This window comes from Streptomyces guryensis (genome assembly GCF_021261325.1).
GTDB lineage: Bacteria > Actinomycetota > Actinomycetes > Streptomycetales > Streptomycetaceae > Streptomyces > Streptomyces guryensis.
This window is the reverse complement of sequence record NZ_JAJSBI010000039.1, coordinates 58,275-81,720: the sequence shown is the minus strand read 5'-3', so window position 1 is coordinate 81,720 and position 23,446 is coordinate 58,275. Positions and strand designations below refer to the sequence as shown.

The 23,446-nt window shown below is 67.0% G+C and carries 21 protein-coding genes and 2 pseudogenes; 5 read left to right on the top strand and 18 right to left on the bottom strand.

From position 1 onward, the window contains the following. The 4 genes and pseudogenes from LJ657_RS44050 to LJ657_RS44035 form a co-directional block, all read right to left on the bottom strand. Window positions 1-477: pseudogene (locus LJ657_RS44050) on the bottom strand (hypothetical protein); the annotation flags it as partial. Window positions 478-740: 263 nt separating this feature from the next. Beyond that, window positions 741-2,018 carry a DUF6302 family protein gene (locus tag LJ657_RS44045; protein ID WP_232655346.1) on the bottom strand — a complete coding sequence of 426 codons (1,278 nt, stop codon included), beginning with the start codon at window positions 2,016-2,018 and terminating at the stop codon, window positions 741-743. 298 nt (window positions 2,019-2,316) lie between these two features. Then, window positions 2,317-2,811, bottom strand: coding sequence for a hypothetical protein (locus LJ657_RS44040; RefSeq protein WP_232655345.1), 495 nt, complete (start codon window positions 2,809-2,811; stop codon window positions 2,317-2,319). Then, on the bottom strand, window positions 2,811-3,140 hold the full coding sequence (locus LJ657_RS44035) for an ATP-binding protein (RefSeq protein WP_232655344.1): 330 nt from the start codon (window positions 3,138-3,140) through the stop codon (window positions 2,811-2,813). Before LJ657_RS44035 ends, LJ657_RS44040 begins: the two co-directional genes overlap by 1 nt. 376 nt (window positions 3,141-3,516) lie before the next feature. On the opposite strand from LJ657_RS44035, the gene LJ657_RS44030 reads away from it, so the two are divergent. From LJ657_RS44030 to LJ657_RS44015, 4 genes are all read left to right on the top strand, one after another. Further along, on the top strand, window positions 3,517-4,965 hold the full coding sequence (locus tag LJ657_RS44030; protein WP_232655343.1) for an NsdA family TPR-like regulatory protein: 1,449 nt from the start codon (window positions 3,517-3,519) through the stop codon (window positions 4,963-4,965). Further along, a complete protein-coding gene (locus LJ657_RS44025; RefSeq protein WP_232655342.1) occupies window positions 4,962-5,450 on the top strand; it encodes a hypothetical protein in 489 nt (162 codons plus the stop codon). The genes LJ657_RS44030 and LJ657_RS44025 overlap by 4 nt, the downstream gene beginning before the upstream one ends. Window positions 5,451-5,628: 178 nt before the next feature. Then, the gene (locus LJ657_RS44020) at window positions 5,629-7,629 is read left to right on the top strand and encodes a pentapeptide repeat-containing protein (protein ID WP_232655341.1); all 2,001 of its coding nucleotides are present in this window, start codon (window positions 5,629-5,631) and stop codon (window positions 7,627-7,629) included. Window positions 7,630-8,059: 430 nt separating this feature from the next. Next, the gene (locus LJ657_RS44015; protein WP_232655340.1) at window positions 8,060-8,449 is read left to right on the top strand and encodes a hypothetical protein; all 390 of its coding nucleotides are present in this window, start codon (window positions 8,060-8,062) and stop codon (window positions 8,447-8,449) included. Between the two features lie 230 nt (window positions 8,450-8,679). Here LJ657_RS44015 and LJ657_RS44010 read toward each other — a convergent pair whose 3' ends face one another. The 14 genes from LJ657_RS44010 to LJ657_RS43945 all read right to left on the bottom strand — a co-directional run bounded on the left by LJ657_RS44010 (window position 8,680) and on the right by LJ657_RS43945 (window position 20,371). After that, window positions 8,680-8,919, bottom strand: coding sequence for a hypothetical protein (locus tag LJ657_RS44010; protein WP_232655339.1), 240 nt, complete (start codon window positions 8,917-8,919; stop codon window positions 8,680-8,682). A 107-nt stretch (window positions 8,920-9,026) separates the two neighbouring features. Next, the gene (locus LJ657_RS44005) at window positions 9,027-9,443 is read right to left on the bottom strand and encodes a hypothetical protein (RefSeq protein WP_232655338.1); all 417 of its coding nucleotides are present in this window, start codon (window positions 9,441-9,443) and stop codon (window positions 9,027-9,029) included. A gap of 17 nt (window positions 9,444-9,460) precedes the next feature. Next, window positions 9,461-9,967, bottom strand: coding sequence for a hypothetical protein (locus tag LJ657_RS44000; RefSeq protein ID WP_232655337.1), 507 nt, complete (start codon window positions 9,965-9,967; stop codon window positions 9,461-9,463). After that, window positions 9,964-11,412 carry a type IV secretory system conjugative DNA transfer family protein gene (locus tag LJ657_RS43995; protein ID WP_232655336.1) on the bottom strand — a complete coding sequence of 483 codons (1,449 nt, stop codon included), beginning with the start codon at window positions 11,410-11,412 and terminating at the stop codon, window positions 9,964-9,966. The genes LJ657_RS44000 and LJ657_RS43995 overlap by 4 nt, the downstream gene beginning before the upstream one ends. A gap of 40 nt (window positions 11,413-11,452) precedes the next feature. Further along, window positions 11,453-11,716, bottom strand: a complete 264-nt coding sequence (locus LJ657_RS43990) for a hypothetical protein (protein ID WP_232655335.1) — start codon at window positions 11,714-11,716, stop codon at window positions 11,453-11,455. Further along, entirely contained in the window at window positions 11,716-12,099 is a 384-nt protein-coding gene (locus tag LJ657_RS43985; protein ID WP_232655334.1) for a DUF6238 family protein, read from the bottom strand. The genes LJ657_RS43990 and LJ657_RS43985 overlap by 1 nt, the downstream gene beginning before the upstream one ends. After that, complete coding sequence (locus tag LJ657_RS43980) at window positions 12,096-13,532, bottom strand: putative type IV secretion/conjugal transfer ATPase (RefSeq protein WP_232655333.1); 1,437 nt, start codon at window positions 13,530-13,532, stop codon at window positions 12,096-12,098. The genes LJ657_RS43985 and LJ657_RS43980 overlap by 4 nt, the downstream gene beginning before the upstream one ends. After that, a complete protein-coding gene (locus LJ657_RS43975; protein ID WP_232655332.1) occupies window positions 13,529-15,055 on the bottom strand; it encodes an SCO6880 family protein in 1,527 nt (508 codons plus the stop codon). The genes LJ657_RS43980 and LJ657_RS43975 overlap by 4 nt, the downstream gene beginning before the upstream one ends. Before the next feature lie 3 nt (window positions 15,056-15,058). After that, window positions 15,059-16,690, bottom strand: coding sequence for a hypothetical protein (locus tag LJ657_RS43970; RefSeq protein ID WP_232655331.1), 1,632 nt, complete (start codon window positions 16,688-16,690; stop codon window positions 15,059-15,061). Next, window positions 16,671-17,984 (bottom strand): hypothetical protein, encoded by a 1,314-nt coding sequence (locus tag LJ657_RS43965; protein ID WP_232655330.1) that lies wholly within the window; start codon window positions 17,982-17,984, stop codon window positions 16,671-16,673. Before LJ657_RS43965 ends, LJ657_RS43970 begins: the two co-directional genes overlap by 20 nt. A gap of 3 nt (window positions 17,985-17,987) precedes the next feature. Next, window positions 17,988-18,326, bottom strand: coding sequence for a DUF8827 family protein (locus LJ657_RS43960; protein WP_232655329.1), 339 nt, complete (start codon window positions 18,324-18,326; stop codon window positions 17,988-17,990). A gap of 65 nt (window positions 18,327-18,391) precedes the next feature. Further along, complete coding sequence (locus LJ657_RS43955; RefSeq protein ID WP_232655328.1) at window positions 18,392-18,742, bottom strand: SH3 domain-containing protein; 351 nt, start codon at window positions 18,740-18,742, stop codon at window positions 18,392-18,394. A gap of 224 nt (window positions 18,743-18,966) precedes the next feature. Beyond that, window positions 18,967-19,902: a C40 family peptidase gene (locus tag LJ657_RS43950; RefSeq protein ID WP_232655327.1), complete on the bottom strand. Its 936-nt coding sequence runs from the start codon at window positions 19,900-19,902 to the stop codon at window positions 18,967-18,969. A gap of 67 nt (window positions 19,903-19,969) precedes the next feature. Further along, window positions 19,970-20,371 carry a hypothetical protein gene (locus LJ657_RS43945; RefSeq protein ID WP_232655326.1) on the bottom strand — a complete coding sequence of 134 codons (402 nt, stop codon included), beginning with the start codon at window positions 20,369-20,371 and terminating at the stop codon, window positions 19,970-19,972. Between the two features lie 813 nt (window positions 20,372-21,184). Between LJ657_RS43945 and LJ657_RS43940 the strand changes: the two are divergent. Then, window positions 21,185-22,453 (top strand): annotated as a pseudogene (locus LJ657_RS43940) (SCO2524 family protein); the annotation flags it as partial. Window positions 22,454-23,446 lie beyond the last annotated feature (993 nt).

Sequence of the window (23,446 nt, the reverse complement as noted above, 5' to 3'; positions counted from 1 at the left end):
CAGCGCGGCCGGCGGCCTGCCGCCGGAAGAGTTCGAACGGACCGTCACCGCAGCACGCAAGAAGAGCGACCAGAGGTGCCAGGCCGCATAGGAGAGGTCTCTACGAAACCAGGGGATTGACAACACCGTGTCGCCGTCAGTGGGGTTGAACAAGGTGTGCCCGTAGGCAGAACCGCCGAGGGCGGCCCCATCGGCCGAGCTGGAGCGCATCGACGGTGCGTAGTAGCCGATCATCTCCAGGTCCCGGCGTCCGGCCAGATACCAGAGGGATTCGGCGAACTGGAAGACCGGGTTGACCTTTCTGGTCGCGAGGTAGGGAAGCCGCTGGCGGGGGTCCAGCAGCCGGAATCCGACGCCGATCACCTCTCGCGCCTCGTTGCCGCGGGCAGAAATGCGCTGCTCATGGTTGGTAGAGGCCAGTTGCAGCAAGGCCAGGTATGCACCTTCAACGCTGCGATAGGTCGGGGCGCTGAGCATGGACCCTCCAGGTCGGTACACAGCCGCAGGTGCGGCTGATGAACAAGGGCGCTGTGCGGCAGTGCTGAGCAGTAACGCGCGTGGGGAGAGGCCGGTGAGGGGAAGTCCTCTCCCCACGCGGTTCGTCCGGCGCCGAGCCTTGTTCCAGGTCCGGGCGTCGGGTGGTGCACCCGCCTGCTGTCGGGACCGTCACGCACCGACGGCAGGCGGGCAGTTGCGAGGGTCGGCCGCAGGCTCCCTCACGGAGCGCGGCCAGGGCCCGGTCACGGGTTGTTTTCCGGCTTGAAGGCGAGCCCGGCCAGCGCGCCTGCCATGTGTGGAGCAAGCTCGGCGTGCGGGTGACCGGGGTGCCAGCGGTGTGTAGGGACGAGGCCCGGCGGTTCCAGGGGCCAGTCGCCGAACAGCGCCTGGATGGCGGCGGCATCACGCGGCTTGAAGGCGATTCCCGCCTTACGGAATGCCGCGGTGAACCGCATCATTCGATTTTCGCCGAGATCAGCGGCATGGGTGACGGACAAGGCGCTACCCGGTGGCAGCTGCTCCCGGAGCACGGCCAGGGCCGTGGTGACGGTCTTGTCGTTGTCGATCCAGGGCAGGACGTCGTGCAGCAGAACCCCGATGGGACGGCTCCAGTCGAGCAGGTACTGCACTCGGCCTGAGCTGAGGAACTGCTCCATGTAGCGGATGTCGCCCTGCACCCACTCCGGCTCCAAAGGGTGCCCTTCCGCCCAGATGTTGAAGCTTCCAAGGAGCCGTCGGTCGTGGTCGGCGTAGACCACACGGGCGTTGTCCCGGTAACGGGCCACGATGGCGTGCAGGGCTTCAGTCGGCGAGTTCTTGCGTGGCATGCCGTGGGTCGACTGCATGCCACATCCCAGGTCGAGGAACTGGTCGATGCCCTGCGCCGTGAGATGGGCGACCACGCCCGGCAGGTGCATCCGGTTGATCACGGCCGTCAGAGACAGGGCCTGTGCATCGTCGTGCGGAAGACACGCGACGAACTGCCGGTCGGCCTGGTAGCTGTCCTTGCCGCCGCCGATGAGCAGGTCATGGATGCGTGCCACGGTCGGGGAGGCAGGCATCTCGGGCATCGGTGTGACCGGTACCCGAGCGTCCTCCCGGGTCTGCTCGACCACGTACGCCCGTACACCGGCTTCGTGGTAGCCCCACATCTGGGCCCGCTGCGACGGTTCTTCAAGGCGGGTGCCCAGGCCCCAGCGGACGGTGCGGGGCGCATCGATCGGACTGCCCTGAAGCGCGCCGTCCCGAACGTCGGGGAAGCCCGGCCTCCCGTCGAGGGCGAGCAGGACGTGCAGGGCCTGACTCCAGCCCGACACGGTGACTTCGCCCGCCACCCGGTGGCCGCCCAACGGGACGGCCAGGCAGGTGTCGGCTGCCTCGTCCTTGCCCAGCTTGATCTCCACCGCCTGATCGAGCAGCGCCGGATCCGCCAACCGCCCCGCCATCAGGGCTTGTTCACGTACGCAGCGCGACGAGATGCCGCCGTGAGGCTGGGGCTGCGAGCCGTCGATTGTGGTCACTTCCATACTCCGTGACGTGTGTGGGTGATCTGCCGGCACAGCAGCGCGAACCGCTGCTCCTCGTCTGCCACGAGTAGCTGCATGGCGGGCGCAGGTTGCCGCCTGCTCCTCGGTCGGCAAAGAACCTCGACGAGGGCGCAGCCGATGCGGATGAGAGAGGGCCCGGCGCCGAGGCGCCGCCGCTCCCCGAGGGGGATGTAGAGAGCCGAGGGCCCCCGGCGCCGGGCGGTGGGTCGGGCCTGCTGCCGAGGGAAGCCACTTCGCAGGACAGGCCCGACGTGCGGGGAGGGAGCGCGCATCATCCGTCGTCTCCCATCAGGTCGAGGATGTCGACGATGGCGAGGGCGTAGCGACGCAGGTGGGACAGCACCTGGTCGGGGGCTGGCCGTGCGTCGCGCAGGGCGAATAGACGGCACACTTGCTCCGTTGGGTACCACCCGACACGGTGCGGAAGGACCTGCACGAGCTGGGCCGTCGCCCGGTTGAAACGGTCGGTGATCCGCGCAGCCTCGTCCTCGCTGAGCGGCACTGCAGACTTTGGCCGCCGCTGCCGCCTGGGGAGAGGAAGACCGAAGCGGACCAAGAGGCCGTCGAGCTTGCAGCCGTGGTCCCCGGGGCTGGGATCTGGCCGGTCGCGAAAGACGTCTTCCAGGATGTCGATCAGGTCACCGCTAATCCCCTCGGCCGCGAGCGACCGGGACAGGACGTGCACGAGCCTGCGCATCGTCTCGTCCCCGGACGAGACAGGCCGCCCCAGCAGCTCAGCGGCCGTGGCATTGTCTACGGCGACCATCACGCTCCCCCTTCGGGGATCGCGAGGGAGCACCACGTCATCCGGCCGTCGGGGCTGACACCCCACTCCTTCGACACAGCTGAGACGAGTAACAGTCCGCGGCCGTTCTCGTCGGCGACGTCGGCGGAACGCAGCCGAGCAGGGGTCGGGGAGCCGTCGGTCACTTCGATGCGAAGCTCATCTACGGAGCACCGCACCCTGAGCCCGACCGGTCTTCCCTTGCCATGCGTGCAGGCGTTGGTGACCAGTTCAGAGACCGCGAGAGTGGCGTCGTCGGCCAGTGCCGTCAGGTCCCAGTACCGCAGCTGGGCCCTGATGATCCGTCTCATCTGGCAAGGCCGGTGACCAGCCGGGAGGAAGACAACCTCGAATCCACACGGCGCCGCCTGGTCTACCACTGCACTCCGTGCAGCGGGCTCCGATCGTGCCGCGGGGAGCATCTTCATCACCTACTTCTCCCGTAACGTCGTGGGGGCGTACGTGCGAGCTGCGGAGGAGAGTTGGCGGACCAAACGAGCCACACGCAGCGTTGGTCGCGCCCCAGGAGGCCTCCACCTCGCCGGGGTCTGGTCTGTCATGCATCGAGCGTCGTCGCTTGCGGGCAACTCGGGGATGACCGGCGGGGGTTACCGAGGCGGTAATACACTCGTTTCCTGTTCGGTACGGTGCGATGAAGCGCATACGATGACTCCGGAAGTTGACCCCATGGACGCCATCACCCCCGGCCCGCTCGCCCTCGAAGTCCTCGAACGAGACGACTTACGCCGAGCCCTGGCGGAACACGACTTCTCCGCGGCCTTCTCGCTCATCAAGAAGTGGGGCGGCCTATCGCAGAACCGCATCGCAGCGGCCTGCCAGCTCACCCCCGGCAAGGTCTCCACGATCATCAGCGGGCAGCAGCAGGTCACCAGCTTCGACGTGATCTGCCGCATCGCTGACGGGCTGAGGATTCCCGGGCGCATGGTCGGTCTCGCCGACCGGCCATGGGAGGCCACACCGGTCAGCCCACCCGACAACCCACCCGCCCCAGCAGCACGGGCTCACCCTGACGAGGCCACCTGGCAGCCGTCCGCGACCGTGCACCTGGCCGCAGACCTCTCCCGGAGCGACCTCGTGATGGACCGTCGCGCCGCCACGCGCGCACTCGCAGCCGCCACCACCGGCGCCGCCTTCCTCGACAGCCTCGAAGCATGGCTCGCCCCTGCCCCACCCATCGAGCAACGCCGAAGGCACGGGCGCCTCGGCCAGCACGACGTCGAAGAACTGGAGGCGTGCGCTCGCGCCTTCCGCACCTACAAGATGGGTGGTGGCCTGCGCAGCAAGGCCGTGATCGGCCAGCTCAACGAAGTATCCGCCCACCTCGACGAACACCAGGCCACACACATCCAGCAGAGGCTTCTGCGCGTCTTGGCCCAACTGTCCGCCACCGCCGCAAGCATGGCGTGGGAGGCTGGCAGCCAACGCAGAGCCCAGGACTACTACCGGCTCGCACTCCGCGCCGCACACGCAGGAAACGACACCTTGTTCGGCGCAAACGCCCTCGCCGCAATGGCCCGGCAGATGCTCTACCTCGACCGGCCTGGCGACGCTCTCGAACTTGTCCACCTCGCCCAGCACGGCATCCGCCGCCAGGCCACGCCCCGTGTGTGCGCCATGCTCGCTACCCGGGAGGCATGGGCGTACGCCGCGATGGGCCGCACCAGCGCCTTCCGCCGCACCACCGAAGAAGCCGCCGACTACCTTGCCGACGCTGGGCCCGACGAGCCGTACTGGATCAGCTACTTCGGCCAAGCCGAACTGAACGGCGTCACCGGCGGACGCCTCTTGGATCTGGCCCGGCACGAGCCGCGCCACTACGCGAGCCAAGCCGCCGACTCCATCCAACAGGCCCTGGCCGTCCGCGGGCCAGAAGCCGGACGCAGCTACACGCTCGACATGATCGGCCTTGCCGAATGCCACTTCCTCACCGGCGACCTGACCAGCGCCGTCACCCACACCAGGCAGGCCGTCGAGGCCGCAACCACGAGCCGCTCCCGGCGGGTCCGTGAGCAACTCGCCAAGCTGTACCCGCATACCGTCAGCCCCACGGCTAAGCCTGTCGCCGAAGCACGCACAATGATCCGCAACCTGCTATCCGAAGGAGCGCCTTCTTGACCACTCTCGCCGTCACCGGGCACATGAACCTGACCGAAGACAGCGTGCCACTGGTGCGCGACGCGCTGCGTGAGGCTCTCAAGCCGTACGCGGCCGAGGGAGGTCTGGTGGGTGTCTCGTGTATCGCGAAGGGCAGCGACTCCATCTTCGCTGAAGTCGTCCTGGACCTCGGGGGCAGCCTGGTCGCGGTGATCCCCTCGAAGGACTACCGGCAGAACAAGGTCAAGCCCGACCACGCCGCCACCTTCGACCGGCTCATCGACGCCGCAGACAAGGTTCTCGTCCTCGACAACGAGACGGCGAACCGGGCCGCCTACGAGGACGCCAACCGCGCCATGCTGCAGCGCGCCGAGCGTCTGGTTGCCGTGTGGAATGGCGCGCCGCCGTCAGGCAAGGGAGGCACCGCGGACACCGTCCTGGAGGCGCGCGACGCCGGTCTCCCCGTAGATGTGGTGTGGCCGCAGGGCGCTGCACTGACCAACTGACCTGTACGTCTCGTGGCATGCCGAAAGATCCTCTCCGACATCGGCGAACACCTCTCGCTCTGATCGGGCAATAGTTGACCGTGTACAGCGATAGTTGGCCACCAGGCAGCACCTGGACGCCAAAACCTCTTGCCCGGCCGAACACGGAACTGGCACGGATCAGCGGAGCCGCCACGTCATGAGGACACCCCCACCCGCGGCGCCTTCCTGGCCGTACTGCGCACACAGCGCAGCCCCCTCCACCGATACCGTCGGCTGCCGCGGCATCCACGTCCCCGGCTACACCTCATGCCTCGCCCACCTCACCGACGCCGACCGCACTGCCTATCTGACCGGCCTGGCTCCCGGCGCTGACATCGACCACCGCGGCACCCCCTTCACCCAACGTCTGCTGAACGACTTCCTCAATGCCCTTCGCGACTCCGCCACCGGCAAACCCAGCTTCGGCACCGCTTGGTTCGATGAGGCGCAGTTCTCCGGTGATGCTCGGTTCGATGAGGCGCAGTTCTCCGGCGACGCCGGGTTCCTCGGGGCACAGTTCTCCGGCCCCGCCTCGTTCCGCGAGGCTCAGTTTTCCGGCGTCGCCCGGTTCGATGATGCGCAGTTCTCCGGCGAAACCTTGTTCGGCAAGGCGCAGTTCTCCGGACCAGCCCGATTCGGCAGGGCGCAGTTCTCTGACCTCGCCCAGTTCGGCTGGGCGCAGTTCTCCCGCAACGCCTGGTTCAACAACGTCCAGTTCTCGGGGCAAGCCCGGTTCCAGGGCGCTAAATTCTCCGGCGTCGCCTGGTTCAACGAAGTGCGGTTCTCGAACCACGCCTCGTTCCAAAGCGCACAGTTCTCCCGCGGCCAACAGTTCAGTAGTGCGCACTTCTCCGGCCGGGCCCGGTTCGACGGGGCGCAGTTCTCCGGCACCGCCCGGTTTGAGGGGACACAGTTCTCGGGCGACGCCCGGTTCGACGGGGCGCAGTTCTCCGGCACCGCCAGGTTCGACGGGGCACAGTTCTCCCGCACGGCCACCTTCACCGCTGTGCGGTTTGCGGGTGCCCCGGTGTTGGGACCGTTGGCGTGCAAGGAAGGAGTGGATCTATCTGGGGCGCAGTTCGGGCTGCCGGTGACGCTGGAGATAGCGGCGCGGGAGGTGGTGTGTGAACGGATCCGGTGGGAGTCGACTGCGACCATGCGCTTGAGGTACGCGGCCGTGGATCTCAGCCACGCGGTCCTTGCCGCCCCAGTAGCGGTCACCGCTCATGCCACCCCCTTCAGCGACAACCTCGGCGCGGAGGTGAACGAGGACCTGCTGACGGGCCCCGCCAGGGTGAAGGTCAATTCGGTGCAGGGGGTAGACGCTGCGCATCTGGTCCTGACCGACACAGACCTGAACGATTGTCTGTTCTCCGGGGCCTTCCACCTCGACCAAATTCGTCTGGAAGGCCGCACCTTCTTCGCTCCCACGCCTACCGGCTGGCACCGCCGCGGAATACGCCTGACGAGATGGACACGCCGCCGCACCCTGGCCGAGGAACACCACTGGCGCGCCCAGACCGCCGGCCAACCCACACCACCACCAGGTCGCACCCCCTCGCCCCGCCATTGGCGCCCTGGCCCCCACCACCCCAACCCTGGCCCCACCCCCGACCCCGAGGACGTCGCCGCCCTCTACCGCCAGCTCCGTAAAGCCTTCGAAGACGGCAAGAACGAACCCGGCGCCGCCGACTTCTACTACGGCGAGTGCGAGATGCGCCGCCACGACACCACCGGTACCCCGAAGGGCGAACGACGCCTGCTGTGGGCCTACTGGCTGCTGTCCGGCTACGGCCTGCGCGCCTCCCGCTCCTTCAGCTGGCTGCTCGCCGCCATGTCGCTGACCGTGCTCCTCCTCATGAGCGTCGGCCTGCCCACCCACGACCCCGACCCCGCCACCACCGGTACCCTCCACAGGAGCCGGATCAGCCTCCACACCAGCACCCCTGAACCAGCCCTGCGCGGCGGATGGCACCAACGCATGACCTGGGCCCGCACCGAGAAAGCCACCCGCATCGCCATCAACTCGGTCGTCTTCCGCTCCTCCGGACAAAACCTCACCACCGCCGGCACCTACATCGAGATGGCCTCCCGCCTCCTCGAACCGACCCTCCTCGCCCTCGGGGCTCTTGCCGTCCGCGGACGCATCAAACGCTGAGCACCAGCCTCCCCGCGCCGACCAAGCCGGACACCCAACGGCTACCAACCGCGGCGACTCCCCAGAGGCCAACCAACTCTGCACGAAACGGCCAACCATTTTTGAACGCTGTCCTGTCACCAGCGGTGTTGCCCCTGCCTCTGGCCACCTATCACTGAAAGTCACAGCACATCGAGAGAGGTTGTCCTGTACCAGTGGATCTTGAGAGCGTGCCATCGATCTTGAGGGACTGGCCTGGGTTCCTGCGGTGGCACCAGCAAGCCCTTCGTGTTTCCGTCGCCGTATGGATGACGACCGCACTATTCCCCCGAGTCCCAGTCCGGCGGACCAAACGATCTCGGCCCACGACTATGGAAGCGCCGTCGACTCGGCCTCGCTGTCGGCTTTGTTTCCATCGCCGCCACGGCCCTGACAGGAGATGTGGGCAGCGGTGGAGTTGGGCTTCGCGCGGATGGAGCAATGGTGCACTAGTGAAGAGATCAACATCACCGGCTTCTGCCTTGATGTATATGGATTCTTCATCTCTTGCTATCACCTGGGAGAACACATCAGACTCGACCCCCAGGCAGAGGTGTCCAATCGTGCCCTGAATCGGGTAATGGGCACTCAATCTCTGCGTATCGCAGCGGCGATTACGAACACCTTCAAACACCACACGCGGGATGAAGGTCACGAAGCGCGCATCGTCGCGGTCTCAGGTGGTCCACCTGTAACCGTGACGATTGAATGGCGGGATCAGACCCTAGACGGTCTGGTCGTTGCCAAGCAGGCCGCGCAGGACTGGAAGGATTTTTTCGCCGCACAAGGGCTATACCCGTGAGTGCGTGACAGCGTGGGTGAGCTGCTGCGGTAGCAGCGCGTCGATCTGTCCGCGCTGGATCCGGCGCCGGGCAAACCTGCCGACTGCGAGAGCTTTCGCAGCATTCATCGCTGCTGCCGTGTTCGGTGTGCGGCGAGATGGCCGCCAGGGCCCGCACCCAGGGGCGCGTCGTCCTGGTCGACGAGGCCGAGCGCACGACGCTGGTCGATTGGCCCGACCAGACGTAGCCGTCAGCCCTCTGGCACGGCGTGCCGCACCGCCTTCTTCACCGCCTGCTCCAGCTCGTACCGCGACATGCCCGCATCCTCGCGCGCCGCGTACTCCGTCACCGCGGCCTGGAACTTCGCGGCGTCGTCACGCCACGCCTTCCACTGCGCGTCGTACGCCTCACCGTCGAGACCGCCGAGCTTCGTGCGCGCATCTTCAGCGGAACGTTCCAGCTTGATCAATTCGTCGGGGATGTCTGCCACGGAAGCGAATCCTAAGCGCCCCGCAACCCCACCTACGCGCGGCCAACTCGTCCAGGCCCTGGAGCACACGGGCCAGCGCGGAACGCCCGGCGTCCGACCCTGCGCCCTCAAATGGCGGGACTGTCCGGTTCTCTCACCGGGATGGTGTCCAGCGAGGCGGCACTGCCACCAAGAGCCGACTTCCGCCGTGATGGTGCCTGAGATTCGTTTTCGGGATTCTCTTCAGCTTGGACCTGCGCGGGTTGCTGAGCCGTGAGCTTCGTGAATACCTGTTCTGCGCGTGCCAGGCTTAGCCGCATCGTGCCGTACGGTCCTATCGCGTATCCGGTTCGGTGCCCGTGCAGGTGCAGTTCCGCCACCGCTTGAATGCCGGCGTCGATGTCTGGTACGTCGTCCGGCGGGACGAGAGCGTGAAGTTCTTCCTCCCACTCCCAGCCGAGATCGCGTAGGACGGTTCGAGCCTCTTCCTGTTCCCAGCCGCTTCGAGCCAGCAGTCCTCGACGGGGGGCCGTCGAGAAGACCATGTCAGGGTTCGTCATCATCACGCCATCGCCCCGATTCGCTGCGCGGGCTCGGGTTCTTCGCCGTCTCCGGCAACCTGTGCGGGCCAGGCTGCGAGCTGAAAGCGCGCCGGGCGGTCCTCGTGGCGTCCCACCCGGCATTCGTCGCCGGCCTTGCCGAGGGCCTTGTTCATCCGTGTGAGGAACCGGTCGTACTGCTCGTGCCAGATCACGGTGGAGCCCGCGTCCGCGTACGCATCGGGTCGCGCGAAGGCGAGGGCCGCGATCTCGTACCCAAGGCCCTCGTGCTTCGTCCAGCACGGTGGGATGACGTCCTGGGGCTGCCAGGCATACGCCCAGTTGAGCCAGCGGCACACTGAGTCGAGCCACGCGGGCATCGGCGCGATCAACTCAGCTGGCAGAGCCCCCAGGTCCCACGGAGCAGGGCCGTCGACCGCGGACTCCTCCGCACTCCGCTCTGCGATGTACTCCAGGATCAACGCGGGCGGCTCGGGGAAAGGCTCGAATCGGGCAAGGGGATTCGTCATGCGGCAGCCACCCGCTCGCGGCCAGCCCATGCGGCGGCGTGAGCCTTGGCCTGGCTCTTCTTCGCTGTGGCCTGCCGTGCGCGCTCCGCTTCGTTGGCCGCTCGCAGGTCGCGGACGTGACCTTCGATCTCGGTCCAGGACTCCCAGGTCCACATGCCGTCGAGACGGGTGACGACGGGCGGGAGGTTGTCCGCGAGCACCAAGGCGTGGCCTTCCGGCAGGCTCCTGATCTCGTCTCCGCGCAGGACCGGTTCCAGCGCCATGTGCGTGGCGGTCGAGTGGCCGCCGCGGTCTCCCCCGGTCGTGGTCTTCGTTTTGCGCTCCCGTTCGACCTGACCGCACAGGTCGGACATGTCCTTGAGGAAGGCCGGGTCCTTGGCTCCGCCGAAGACCACGACATTGTTGGTGAACGCCGCCAGCTCCTTCGCGGTGTCCTCGCCGAAGCGGGCGTGGGCGGACGCCCAGGCCTGGAGGCCGTAGATGACCGTGATGCCTCGTCCTCGTCCGTCGGCGACTCGTTGGCGGAGGCTTGGAATGGGCGCGATGTTCGGTGCCTCGTCCAGAGCGGCGAGGAGGGTCGGGTCGAGTCGCCCGGCCGGGGACACGACGGCGTGAGCCTCTGCGACGTCCAGCAGGTCTTCTGCTATCGCCGTGGTCAGGGGTGCGACGCTGTTCACCTCCGAGTCCTTGCCGAGCAGGTAGATGGTGCCTCCTGCGTCAAGGAACTCGTGGAAATCCGTAGCGTCCTCTCCGTCTCCTTGGAGAGCGCGGATCACCGACTCGTGCATGAAGGGTTCGAGGGCCGCGTCGAGGGTCGAGGCGGTATTGCCAACGGTGCGGCTGTCCCCCGTGGTGGCAGTGCGGAGCATGTCTGCCCAGCCGGGGCCAGCCCCGGGATGAGCGTTGAGAATGCCCAGGGGCGCGGGGTCCGTGAGTTTGCGGGCCCACTTCAATACCCAGCTGAGGTCGGCGCCGTCGAGAGCGGCGGCGTGGAAGAAGGCAGCGAGGATCTTGGAAGCCTGTCCCTTGTAGAAGGCGCTGCCCTCGCTGGACTGTGCCGCGGAACCGGGAGCCCGTGAACCCGCGACGAACGCCTTGGCACGCATCATCGCGACCTCCGTTTCGGACGCACCGGTGATCGGCGTCCAACGGAACTTCGGGAGGGAGGGCGCGATGTTCTGCGGGTCGAAGCCCAGGACGGGTCGCCCGTCACGCCGCCGTGCGTCGAGGGTCAGTTCGACCAGGTCAGGCTTGGTCGAGGTAGCCAGGACCGGACCGGCCCAGCTGCGAATCAACGGTGCGAAGAAGCGCAGAGTCTTTCCGCTGCCCATGGGACCGACGACCCGGCATGCCTTGTCGGCGCGGGACCACAGCTCTACGCCCTTCGGGCGTTGCGAGGTTCCTAGCGAATAGCCGAAGTCGTGAGGATCAAGGGGGTGGTGCATGACGTGCTCCGGAACGAGGTGGGGCGAGGAGGGGGCTGATTCAACGACCGGCGGAGCGGTCCTTCGCGAGGCTCACCGCTGATGCACGGGCGGGTGGGGCGTCAGCGCGGGCGAGAGAGGGACGGATCTCCGTTGCTCTCAGGACCGCCCTGGCCGACATCTGGCGCTTCAGCTGGCCCTTGCTTGCGAATCCGGCATTGCGGCGGCCCCGGTTCGTCAAGAACCAGAGCGTCAGCAGGGCTGCCGCGCACACGACGGTGAGGGCGTACAGGGCCAGGGAGATCCCGCCGGGCATGATGTCCACTACTCGGCCCTCCGTGCGACGCGGGCCGCGAGGTAGCGCATCCGCCGACCGCAGAGCCGAGAGAGGGACGCGTCGGGCCCGGCACAGCGCGGCGGTGCCGTGTGGAAGGCGCTGTGCAGGTCCTCGGCAGCTCGCCAGATGTGGGCGACGGCCGTCCGGACGCGGCCCCCGGCGGCGGAGTAGTCACCATGGTCCAGCACGCTGGCCAGCGCCTTCGTACGGTCCGCGAGTGCGAGCGCAGCGGCGTGCAGCTGGTCAATGTCCTGCCGCACCGCGTGCTCATCGGCCGGAAGCATGGTCGCGTCGGTGGTGATGGTCATGGAGGGGACGCGCTCCGAATCTGAGTGGAAGAGGTCGGCGGCGAGATGGCGGTACCTGCTCATTCGGTGTCCGGGGAGGCGCTGGTCAGGTCGGTCATCGAGCCGGAGGAGAAGCACAGATGCTGCTCGGCCTCGACCAGGAGGTGTTGGACGCCGGGATAGATGACCTCGCCGACCTTCCACAGAGCGATTCCGCGGCGCAGGCGCATGATGTGTTCCGCCGTCCACGACGGCAGGCCCAGCCGGGACACCGTCGCTTCTGCCTCGGATTTCTTCTGGCTGTAGATCACGATGGTGTCGGCCATCTTCAGTGCCGCTTGGGTCTCCGGGCTGTCATCGATGTCCGACAGGTGATGGACGATGAAGATGCAGCTGAGCCCGTAGCCACGAGCAAATTTGAGGAACTTCTCCAGCAGCGAGGCGAGTTGGGGAGTTCCGAGGATGTGCCACGCCTCCTCGCAGACGAGGATGCGCTTGCGCTGGGTGTAGCGGCGGCAGCCCGATTCCGGGTTCGGCCCCAGTTCCCAGGCTCCGGAGTTCGCGTCGACCACGACACGTTCGTGCTGTCCCGGTTCCGTTCCGCACTCGCACAGCGGGCGCAGCCACACCTCTTCGAGGAAGACGCTGATGACGGCGACGAGGATGGTCATGGCGACGCCGCCGGACGGGACCTTCGTCAGATCGAAGACGATCATGTCGGCGTCGAGGTCCACGCCGAGGCTGGTCGGCCCGTCGAGCATGCCGGTGAGGTCGCCGGTCGCGTCCTGTTCGCTCCCGCAGAGCCGGTCCAGGACGTAGGACGCCTCCAGGCCGTCACCGAGGAGTTCGTCCCGCGTCCGCTGCTTGGCCGTGGCGTCGGACTCGTCCGGCTGCCGGAGGGCTGCGGCGACGTCCGCGAGGACCGGCGTGCGGCCGAGGTCTCCCGCACGCCGGTGGGCCCGGCGGATCGCGATGCGCAGAGCGGAGCCGGCGAACTCGTCCAAGGGCTTGCCGAGGCCGAGTTCGACGATCGTCCGTACCAGCTCGATCTGCCGCTTGCCCGCGATGGCGGGGTCCATCGGGTTGATGCACGAGGCCCCGCGACCGCCACCCGGCGCGAACTTCACCGGGGCCTTGCCGGTCAGCGAGCGGCCGAGAGCGGCCCACTCGCCCTCCTCCCGCTCCTTTTGTTCCTTGGTGTCGAGCACGACCACCCGACGCCCGAGGCGGATCTGTCGCGCGGTGTAGGTCTTGGTGAGGGCCGACTTCCCCCGGCCGGTGTCGCCCATCACGATCATGTTGCCGCCGGGGAGGCCGTCGCCGAAGGCGCTGAAGGGGCAGTAGATGAACGCCTTGCCCGAATACAGCTCCCGGCCGATGATCGCGCCCGCAGTGCCGAGGGTCGGAGGTGCGATGGGCAGGTACAGGGCCTGGCTGGTGGTCGTCTCCGTGTAGAGCGGCCGGCGTACCGTCTCGTACATCGGGGACAACGGAGTGAGATCAAGCAGGTCGGTCACTTGATGCCTCCGGCGAGGGGGAGGGTCGTGGCGAAGGCGCGAGCGTGTTCGAGGTCGAGCCATTCGATCCGGAGGTGAGCGTTGCGGGCACGGGAAGCGGTCGTCCGCTTCGTGCGCTCCAGCTCCTCGGCGCTGCGCGAGGAGATAGTGATGTAGCCGACGACGGCGGAACCGGCCGCGCCCGAAGACGCCAGGGCCATGCCCCGTGATCCGGTGGCGTCCGCCGCGATCAGGTCGCGAGGGTCGATGTTCTTGCCGCGCTTACGGTCGCGGTCCATTTCCGCCTGGTTGTTCGTGTCCTCCGCGAGCATCCGTTCCACGGCCTTGTCGTTCGGCTCAAGCTGCTGCGTGATCGCGATGGTGCGGATCACGTCGGGCATCCCGATCAGCAGGGGCGACAGGAAGTCGGGGCCTACGGGCGTGGTGGGCCACCCGACGACGGCGGCCGTGGCGTGGAACCAACTGTCGGTGGAGCCTGCGGCCCGGGTGGCGACGTGAGCGCCGCTGCGAACGTCGACGTTGCGCGGGAAAGCGTGCGCCTGCGGGAGGGCGGTGTCCCAGATGGCGTGGTCCGGGTCGTAGGAGTTGCGGATGAACGCGGTCATCCGGCCCTCGTCCAGAGGCGCGATCACGGAGAGGTCGGCGTCCTCCGCGCGGGACCACAGTTCTTCCAGGTACGCGGCCATGGCGGCAGCGACCCCTTCGTCACCGGTGCCTCGGGCCGCGCCTTCGGCGGCCAGATCGCGGGTGAACTTCGCGTGGATGGTGATGTAGTAGCGGTGTTCCTCCGCCGAGGTGGACACGGCGTTGGCCAGCACGTCGTATGAGTCCTTCAGCCATTGCGGAGCGTCAGCCGTCGCCGCCGACTCGTCGCGTTGCGCGATGAACCGCTGGTGGGCGTAGGGGTCGGACTTCATCTGCCGGGCGAGGACCTGAACCCGCTTCACCGGGTGCTCCTCGACATTGCCGAAGGCGTCGAGCAGTTCGCCCCACCGCTCCAGGGCGACGACCTGTTCACCGACTTCCTTGCCACCGAGGCCGGGGGAGGCGATTTCCAGGGTGGCAGTCACGCACCCGGCCTCCGGCTGGAGGACTACGACGGCCTTCTGCCCCCGGACTGTGACGGGCACCCACGTCATGCCCGTGATGCCCTCCGGCTCCGCCAGGGCTGCGTCCGGCGGTGTGCCGTCACGGCTCACGCCGGCCTCGAAGGCCGGGGACACCCACACGCCGCCGGTACGGCGGAGCGCCTTGCGGTGGTACCGGTTGATCCGCCACCAGCGATACAACGTGCGCCGCTGGGACGTGCCCTTCGGCCGGTACGGGGCGTACACGATGACCAGGGCGAGCAGGATCGGCAGGACGAGGCATGCCGCGGCGATAGCCGTCACGCCGTTGAAGAGGTAGCCGAACAGGATGCCGGTTACCGCACCGCCACCGAGAACGACCTGTTCGCCGAGGTCGCGACGGCCTACCAGCCCCGTAGGGCGGTGCTTTCCGAACTGATACGTACGAGTCGACATGGGTCACTGATCCTTGCTGGGGTTCGGACGTCCGGGTGCCTGGCCGCCCGACGACCGTGGCGGGGGCGGAGGCGTCACCGAGGGTCCGGAGCCCGAGGTGGTTCCTGATGCAGAGGAGGGGGAGGCGGGTGGCGCCGGAAGGGAGCCCGATGGGCGGGGAGCCGGCGGCGAGGGCGGCTGTGCCGTACTCGGGGCACCGCTGCTTCCTGGTGGGCGGCCGGACGCTGCGTGACTGCCAGCCGAGGACCAGTCGGGAGAAGAGCTGACGACTGGGCCGGAGGTCGCTCCCCCGGGGCGAGCTGCGGCCGGTGCACCGGAGGTACCGACCTGGTTGCTGCCCTGCTGGCCTTCGGACTGTTCGGCGCCGCCACCGTTGGCGGCTTCGGCGCCCTGCATGCCAGGGGAACTCGCGGCCTTTTTCTTCGCCATGTCGACGCCGGCCTTGCCCAGGGTCGCCCCGGCAGCGACCGGCCCGGCCACGGCCGTTCCGCCGCCCATCTTGACGCCTGCCGACTTACTGCCAGCCGTTTTCGCGCTGCCGCCGACCAAGGAGTCCTGCACATGCGAGTTGATCGCACGGTTCGCGTGCTGGCCGGGACCGTCGATCACAGCGGCCGGACCCGACGACTGGGCAGTCTTCCGGTCGTGGTGAAGCTGAGCCATCTCGTCGCCGAAGGCGGGCACCCACTTGTAGAGGGTGGCGCTCGCGAAGACGGCGAGCAGGAGGATCAGCGCACCGACCAGCGTCTTGGAGACCGCGTCGGACATGTTGCCCGTGCTGTCGCTGAGGACCGCCCCGCCCAGGCCGAGCAGAGCGAACAGCACGGGCTTACTCAGGCCGATCGCGAGGATGGCGCCGAACCACTTCTTGCTCTTCTTCCACAAATCGCGGTCGACCAGCCCGGCGTTCACGATGGGCCCGAGCGCGACGGCCACGTAGATTGCCGCGCCCCGGATCAACAGCTCGATCCACATCAGCAGCGCGCCGAACATCATGATGAGGTTCACGGCCATCAGCTGGCCCACACCGTCCTGGTGGTCCGCGGCCATCACTTTGAGGATGTTCTCCAGGAACGGCTTGAAGTTCGCCGTCGCGTAGGGCTCGAAGACGGCTGTGACCTCGTCAATAGCCCTCATCAGCAAGGCAATGGCGCCCGGCGTCAACGCGTTGACCACGAACTGGAGGAGCAGAAAGCCGATCGCCTCGGAGACCGCGGTGGTGATCGCGACCCCGCGGACCGCCCGCTTGGCCACGGCGATCAGCCACAGCGCCACAGTCAGCAGGCTGGAGGCCGCGAAAATGAGGGCGTACTGCTTCAGGAAGCTGGCCGAGGTGAGATCGATCTTCGTCGTGTTCTGGATCAGCTCCAGCATCTTGCGCAGAAACCAGATGTTGGCCTCGGTGAGCTTCTGGAGCAGAAAGCCCAGCGGGTCCTTGACGAAGTCGATCGCCGACTTCACCTCGCACACCATCGGGATGTAGCAGAACGGATTGGCCACCGCAGAGGGCACGAACAGGAATCCGATGATCACATTGACCATGGCCACCGTCTGAAGGCGGCGCCGCCAGCGGCTCGGCGTGCCACGCTCGACGGTCAGCAGGCCGGGGACGTCATCACGCAGTCGCAGGCGCATTGCTGGCACCCCCCACGTCCGCGAAGCTGTCGGCCGGGTCCGCCTCCTGCATGGCCGGCGGCGACGGCACGAGCGCTTCGGAGGGAGTGACAGCTGTCGTCTTCCAGCTGCCGTCCTCCCAGACCAGGTCCACGGTCATCCGAAGGAAGGCGACCTGCGGGCGCTGAGCCTCGTCCTTGCCCGCGACCCCGCCCACCGACGCGGTCCACAGCTCGATGCTCGCGGCCTGGCCTGAGTAGGAGATCGGGCGGGTGGCGAGTGCCGCCGTCCGTGTGATCAGCTCACTCCCGTCGAGGGTCCTGCCGTCGGCGCCGACCCCGCGGTTCTCCATGACCAGGCGGGCCGTCGAGTCCGAGTCCGAGGTGACCGAGTCCACCACGCTCTTCGCTGCGGTGGACGTCAGCATCCGGTGCCGCCAGTCCTCATCGGTGAAGAACCGCGGGTCGCCGTAGAGCATGGTGGCGCTGACAGCGGCGGCGCGGGCGCCGCCCTCGTTGCGTGTGTACGGTGCCGGGAACCCGTCCTGACCAACCGAACCGCTCAGCACAGGGTCTTCTGCAGCAGCCGGTACGTAGTCGGAGAAGTCGCTTGTGACGTTGGATGCCTGGCGCTCGTCGATCGGCGCGACCAGGCCGGTTGTGCTCGAACTGGACTTCAGCTTCCAGTCGTTGGACTCCCAGGTGAGCGTGACCGTCACCGACCGGAAGCCCGTCTTGGGCGTCGCGTGCCCGGTCGCGCTGCCGCGAACCGTTGTCGTCCACAGTCGGACCATCGCGCCGTGAGTGTCGAAGCCCAGGACATGAGCCGAAAGGACACCGGTACGCGCGATGACCTTCCTGTCGGACACCTTGGAGTTGTCGCCCCGCAGTGCGCTGAGTGCTTCACCAGCGGCGTGATCTGCCTCCTTCACCGCTGTTCCGGCGGTGCCCTTGGCCGCCATGACCGATACGGCACGGTGTCGAGCGGCTTTGTCCGTGAGGAAGTCGGAACTGCCGCTCACCGTGGTGTAGTTGGCCGCCGCAGCCTTCGCGCCGGCCTGTGTGTGCGGGTAGCCCACGGGGACGCCATCCAGCTCACGTATGCCCACTCCGCCCTTCTGCGGTGCCGAGTGGGCAGGTGCTGACGCGGTCGGAGCGGAGGCGCGGGGGTTGCCCGTGGCCAGACTGACGATCACTCCGGCCGCAGTGACCATTGCTGCCCCGGCGAGTGCGACGCCCCAGAGCTTGGCCGACGGCTTGCCTGCTCCGGCCGCCTTCCTGGAGGAGTCGTTCCTCCTTCGGGATCGGGAGGTCATGGGTCACACACCCATGCCGTACGTGATGACGAAGATGGTGCCGAAGGAGGCCACGAGGAAGATGCAGGTCAGACCGCCGACCATCATGCCCTTGCCGCGCGAGCTCTCCATGGTGGAGTGGCCTTCACCGAACCACCCCTTGGACTTGCCGATGCCCGCGAGGAACGCGCCAGCGCCGACGACGAGGACGACGGCGGCGATGACGCCGAGGATGACCTTGGCCGTGTTGCCGAGCTTCCCGAAGGGGCCCCAGTCCGGCTTCACGCCGGACACGACGTCGACTCCGGCGGCGAGGGTCGTGTGCAAGGCAGGGTCGGCCGCGGCCGACAGGAAGTTGTGCATGTTCTTTCCTCTATTGCTTTGGATATCGAATGGGAGGGGGTTCCCTGGGCGTGGAAAATTCCGGATCAGTCGAGCTGCATCGGCGTGCAGTCGTAGGCGTATCGCGATGCGACCCAGCCCGTCGTGCCCTTGGCCAGCCCCGAACGCGACCTCTGCCCGAGCCTCAACTTGATCCAGCTCCCCTTCTTTTCCAGCTTTCGTCCCCAGTCGCCCTTGTACAAAAGGCCCAGGGACTTGTAGCCGACACCGGCCCCCGCGCGGAGGTGCACGCCGCTGCCGTGGATTTCGAAATAGGCCCCCGGCTTGCACGGCATCTCGGCAGCACTGGCCGTCGAGATGGCGGACACCGAGACGCTTGCGGTCAGCGACAACGCCAGCACGGCCGAGGCGGCCAGGCGCGAGGTACGGAGATTCATCGGATTCCTTTCGGTGGATGGTTCTTCATGGGACTTGCCCATTCGGGCGATTCACGGAAGGCGTCAGCGGCCTAGGTTCAACCGCAGAGTGGGCTTCAAATGGATCGGGTGGGTGCGGCGCATTTATCGGCTCTGTATGAGGCAGGCCTGATGCGTTGGAATTTCGGCAGATATCAGGGCACTGGCACACCGCTTCTTCGCCCCAAGAGGCAATAAGGCGGTGATCAGCCGACGTGCCGCATCGCGATAATCTGCGCTTTCCAGTAACTGAGCGGTTTGATCCGCACCTGGGCCCCTGTGTGAGGGGCGTCGATGACCTGGTCGTCGCCGATGTACATGCCCACGTGCTCAGGCCCAGCACTGCCGGGGACACTGAACAACAGGTCACCCGGGGTGAGTTGAGCAATGCTCGTGACGGCGGTCCCGGCGTGCACCTGGTCGTACGTGACCCGGGGGAGGTTCACGCCCGCTGAGGACCAGGCCATCTTGGTGAGCGACGAGCAGTCGCAGCCGCCCTCGCCCTTGTACGGCGAGATGCAGCTGCCGCCCCACTGGTACCAGGTGCCCAGGGCCGTCTTCGCGGCGGCGATGGCGCGGGCAGCGCCCTTGCCGGCCGGGGCATTCGGCGGGACTGCGGCGGCCCACTTCGCCGCCAGCTGGCGGATGTTCCGGACGTAGTCGCGCGTCTCGGAGTAAGGCGGGATACCACCGAAATGGATCAGGGCACCGCCGCCCGCGTTGTATGCGGCGAGCATGTTGTCCGTCGAGTCCCCGGGCACCCCCTTGACCTCTTCGGCAAGCGTGCAGTCGTACTTCGCCTGCGCCGCGATAGCGTCGGCGGGGTTGAAGACGTCCTTGACCCCATCTCCGTCGCCGTCAACACCGTGAGCGGCCCAGGTCGCAGGCGTGAACTGCGCGATTCCCAGTGCGATCGGGTTGCCGTTCTTGTCCTTGGACTCCGCGTCCCGGTTGAAGCTCGACTCCTGGAAGAGCTGAGCCGCCAAGAGGGAGGCCGTGACCTGCGGGCACTCGCCTGCATGCTTATTGATGAGTTCACGGACCCAGCCCGGCACCGGGGCGTCCGTCAGGATGTCGCCCCCTGGGCCGGTTTCCTGGGCGGAGGCGCTGTCAGCCCCGCCGAACGTGGTCAGTAGGGCCATAGCCGAAACGATCATTGCTGTGAGGAGCGCCAGGCCGCCTTGTATGGCTTTGTTCACGGCGACCCCGTCACGCCCAGGGCAGGGCGGTGACGCGCCAGCCGTCGGAGGTGTGCTCCATGCGCAGGACGAGTTGTCCGCTGCTGTGACTTGCCTGGCCGGACTTCGGGGTTGTCGTGAGGGTGTAGCCGACTCGTACGAGGGCCGAGGAGCAACTGACGGAGGGTGCGCCGTCGGGGACCACGACTGAGGCGATCTTCACCGTCTGACGCGCCTTCTCGGCGCGAAGGGCTGCCCACGGGGCGTCTTGGCCCGGCCGCTTCTGGCTCAGGATGCCTACCAGCTCACCGGAGGCGAGCTTGGCCGCCCGCGCGCCGGCATCGGCGTACGAGCTGTCCTTGCCGTCGCGTGCGTCGTGCTCGGCGTAGGCTGCGGTGAAGGCCCTTGCCGTGTGCTCAACGTCCTTCGGCAAGACGGAAGTTGGCGGTGGTACAGGGCTTCCCGGGCTCGGCGAGGTCGCGTTGGTGATGCCCGCCGAGACGGAGTGTGGCTGTGTGGTCGTGGTCTTTGATTGGCCGTTGTCCGGACTGGAGCAGCCGGTCGACAGGACAGCCAGAGAACCGACTATCCCCATTGCGGCATATATAGGTATGAAACGGGTGTATCGAGGCATGCGGGAACCACAACCTTGGTGCACGGGATTTCGAGAGATTGGGTGGCGCGGCCCGTGGGGTCGGGGTCCGCGCCACCCCTTCGCGGGAAGAGGGGGGATTCCTCCCGCGGACTTTATCGACGGCTGCCGGAGAATTCGAGGATCAGGCCGGAGCCTTGTGGCCACCGTCCGTCGTGATTCTCGGTTACAGGAGAATTCGATCGCGCTTCGCGTCGGCGCCGAATCCAGCGTTCATGCTCAACCTGCGGCATAGTGCGCAACGGTCGAGCTTCAGTGGCCGTTACTCATATCAAGGCCATCGCCCCCTTGCTTGATTAGCGGGAGACCGGAAAGCGGATCTCCAACGGCCGGGAAATGCCTTGTGGCGTTGGCCGTGCCTGAATCCTTGCAGGGGTTCGCGGACAACTCGAATCACCAAAAAGTCGGAACCTAATTCCTGGAACTAGGTTCCGACTTCTGTGGCAGGCGAGACCATTTCGGGTGGTTTGGTCCCCACCGGGCGCAAACATGACCGCCCGTAGGCGGCTCACAGTGAACAGAGAGCTGGGGATTCTAGGCGTTTCCACGTCAGGCGCCCTGGCGGGACTCGGGGCGCAGCTGGCGCAGGACTTCGAGATCCCCGCGTTCCGGCTGGACGACCCGGACACCACACAGGAGGACGTCCAGCAGGCCCTGAGGAAGGCCGGTGGGCGGCTCGACCTCCCGGCCAACCTCGTCAAGGCCGCGTCCGATTTCATGCGCACCCACACCGGCGAGGACAACAGGCCCACCTTCGCCGGGGGTTACTACTTCGGATCCCAGGACAAGGCCCAGGGGGAGCCCACCGAGGAACAGCGCCGGCTCGGCGTGGTCGACTCCTTCTCCATGTCGATCACTCTCTGCCTGGCGACGCTCGGCTTCCTCAAGGTCTACGAGACCAGGACCAGACGCAGCGACATCCAGGAGACGATCGCCGAGCTGCGTTCGGCCACCAGCAACCGGCTCACCGCCGCCATGGTGAGCCTGCTGCGCTCCTTCACCGTCAACGCCTTCGACGCCGACTCCGCCCAGGGCCGCAACCTGGTCGAACTCCTCGGCCAGGGACGGCTGTCGCAGCGGCAGGTGCTGAGCATGTACCAGAGCCGCTTCCGTGCGCTGCGCGCCGCGATCGTGGAGAGCCTCTCCCTCGGTATCGACGTCCAGGCGGGCCTCAAGGACGAGAACCAGTTCTTCGAGTGCGGCTGGTCGTGGAGCCTGGTGCAGGACGCCCCCGAGGTCGAGACCGACGAACCCATCGGGCCGCAGCCCAAGGGTGCCGCCGACCCGGTGCCGTATCTCTACTTCACCGTGGTCGCCCTCGACGGTATCCAGGACCTGTTCTCCGAGCGCACCCTCACCCTGGGCCTGCTCAACGCCGAACAGCAGAAGCTCGCCGAGGCGCTGCGGCTGCGCTGGGAGCTGACCCAGCAGTACTGGTCGGGCATCGCCCGCTTCGACCCCGACCGCTGGCCCCTGGAGGACATCCCCTGGCGTACGACGGGACAGGAACTGGAGTCCGAGTACTTCTCCCTCTCTGTCGCCGCCATCCTCGTCCACGACCTGATGCGCCACCAGGCCACCAACGACGGCTGCTCGTGCCCCGTCGCCGTCATGGAACGCCTCGTCGAACGCGGCCGTATCACCAGCCGGATGACGCGCGAGGTTGTGCAGGGCAGCGAGCGGCTCGGCCCGCCGCTGACGTGGTCCATGCACGACTTCTCGGCGCAGCTGCTGAAGCGGACCATCCAGCTGCGCGCGCTCTCGCGCAACCTCGCCTCGCACGACCGGCTGCTTACCCTCGCCGAGGACGTCTTCGGCCACATGTGGCGCCGCCGTATCCGGGACGGCGAGGGCACCGGCCTGTCGGCGAGCGCGGAATCGTCGCTGTGGATGTCGAAGCTCTGGCACAGCTCGAAGTAGTGGTACGGCTCCTCGGGGAAGGTCGTGTTTGGCAGGGTTCCGACCACCTTGAGCAGGGCAATCCGGCCGTTCAAGGCCGGATCAGGCCGCGCGAATGCATTCGCCATGGTGCGCCCTCGGTGCGCCCCTTCCCGTTGCAGGGGGCATGACGTAATTCTCGGGACATTGACATCAGGGGGATCCAGAGGGCCAGCGGTGTTGGTACCGTAGGTAAATGACCTTGAGATGGTCGGGGGATGCCCAGGTGAAGAATGCGGATGCGCCCTGGGGCTCATTCGACCCGATCGCCTATGTTGATCACAACTACCGCGACTTACAGACAGAGGGCCCGGAGATCCTGCATGTCAAGAAGTCTCGGTGGTGCAATTCTCGCCCCCCTTAACGCTGTCTGGCGATTAGTGGGGCTTAAATGTGAAGGGAGGTGAAAGGTAAAATGACTGCCGGACAAGAGCCTGATGAGGGATCAAAGCCGGCGGAGAGGCAACATCGACGTCTCTGGGCACGGGTCCGCCGTGCGCTGGGGCCCTTGGTCGTAGTCGCGCAGCTCATCTACTACACGCTTTGCGTGTGGCGGGAGTTGTAGGCGCCTGACCTTGGACGATGAGAGGGGGCCCACCGGCCAGGGCAGGCCCCCTCGATGCACTCCGCCCGGTGGGCTCCGCGCCGACGCTGTCGACCGAAGTGCGGGGCCCACACCTCATGTGCGGACTACTGGCTGCTACGGTAGCACATTTCTAATTGCAATTAGGTGTTTTTCCGGTGCGGCAACCGATGTGCGCAAATACTGCTTTCGTTGAGCTGGAACACGACTGGATGCTGAGGTGTCTATAAGTGGAACCAGATGACCACGCCGAAAAATGTTGTCACCCATTCTCTACGGCCACGGGTGCCAGAGCGCTCCATGTGACGCCCTCCAGTTGCTGTCCACGATCCTTG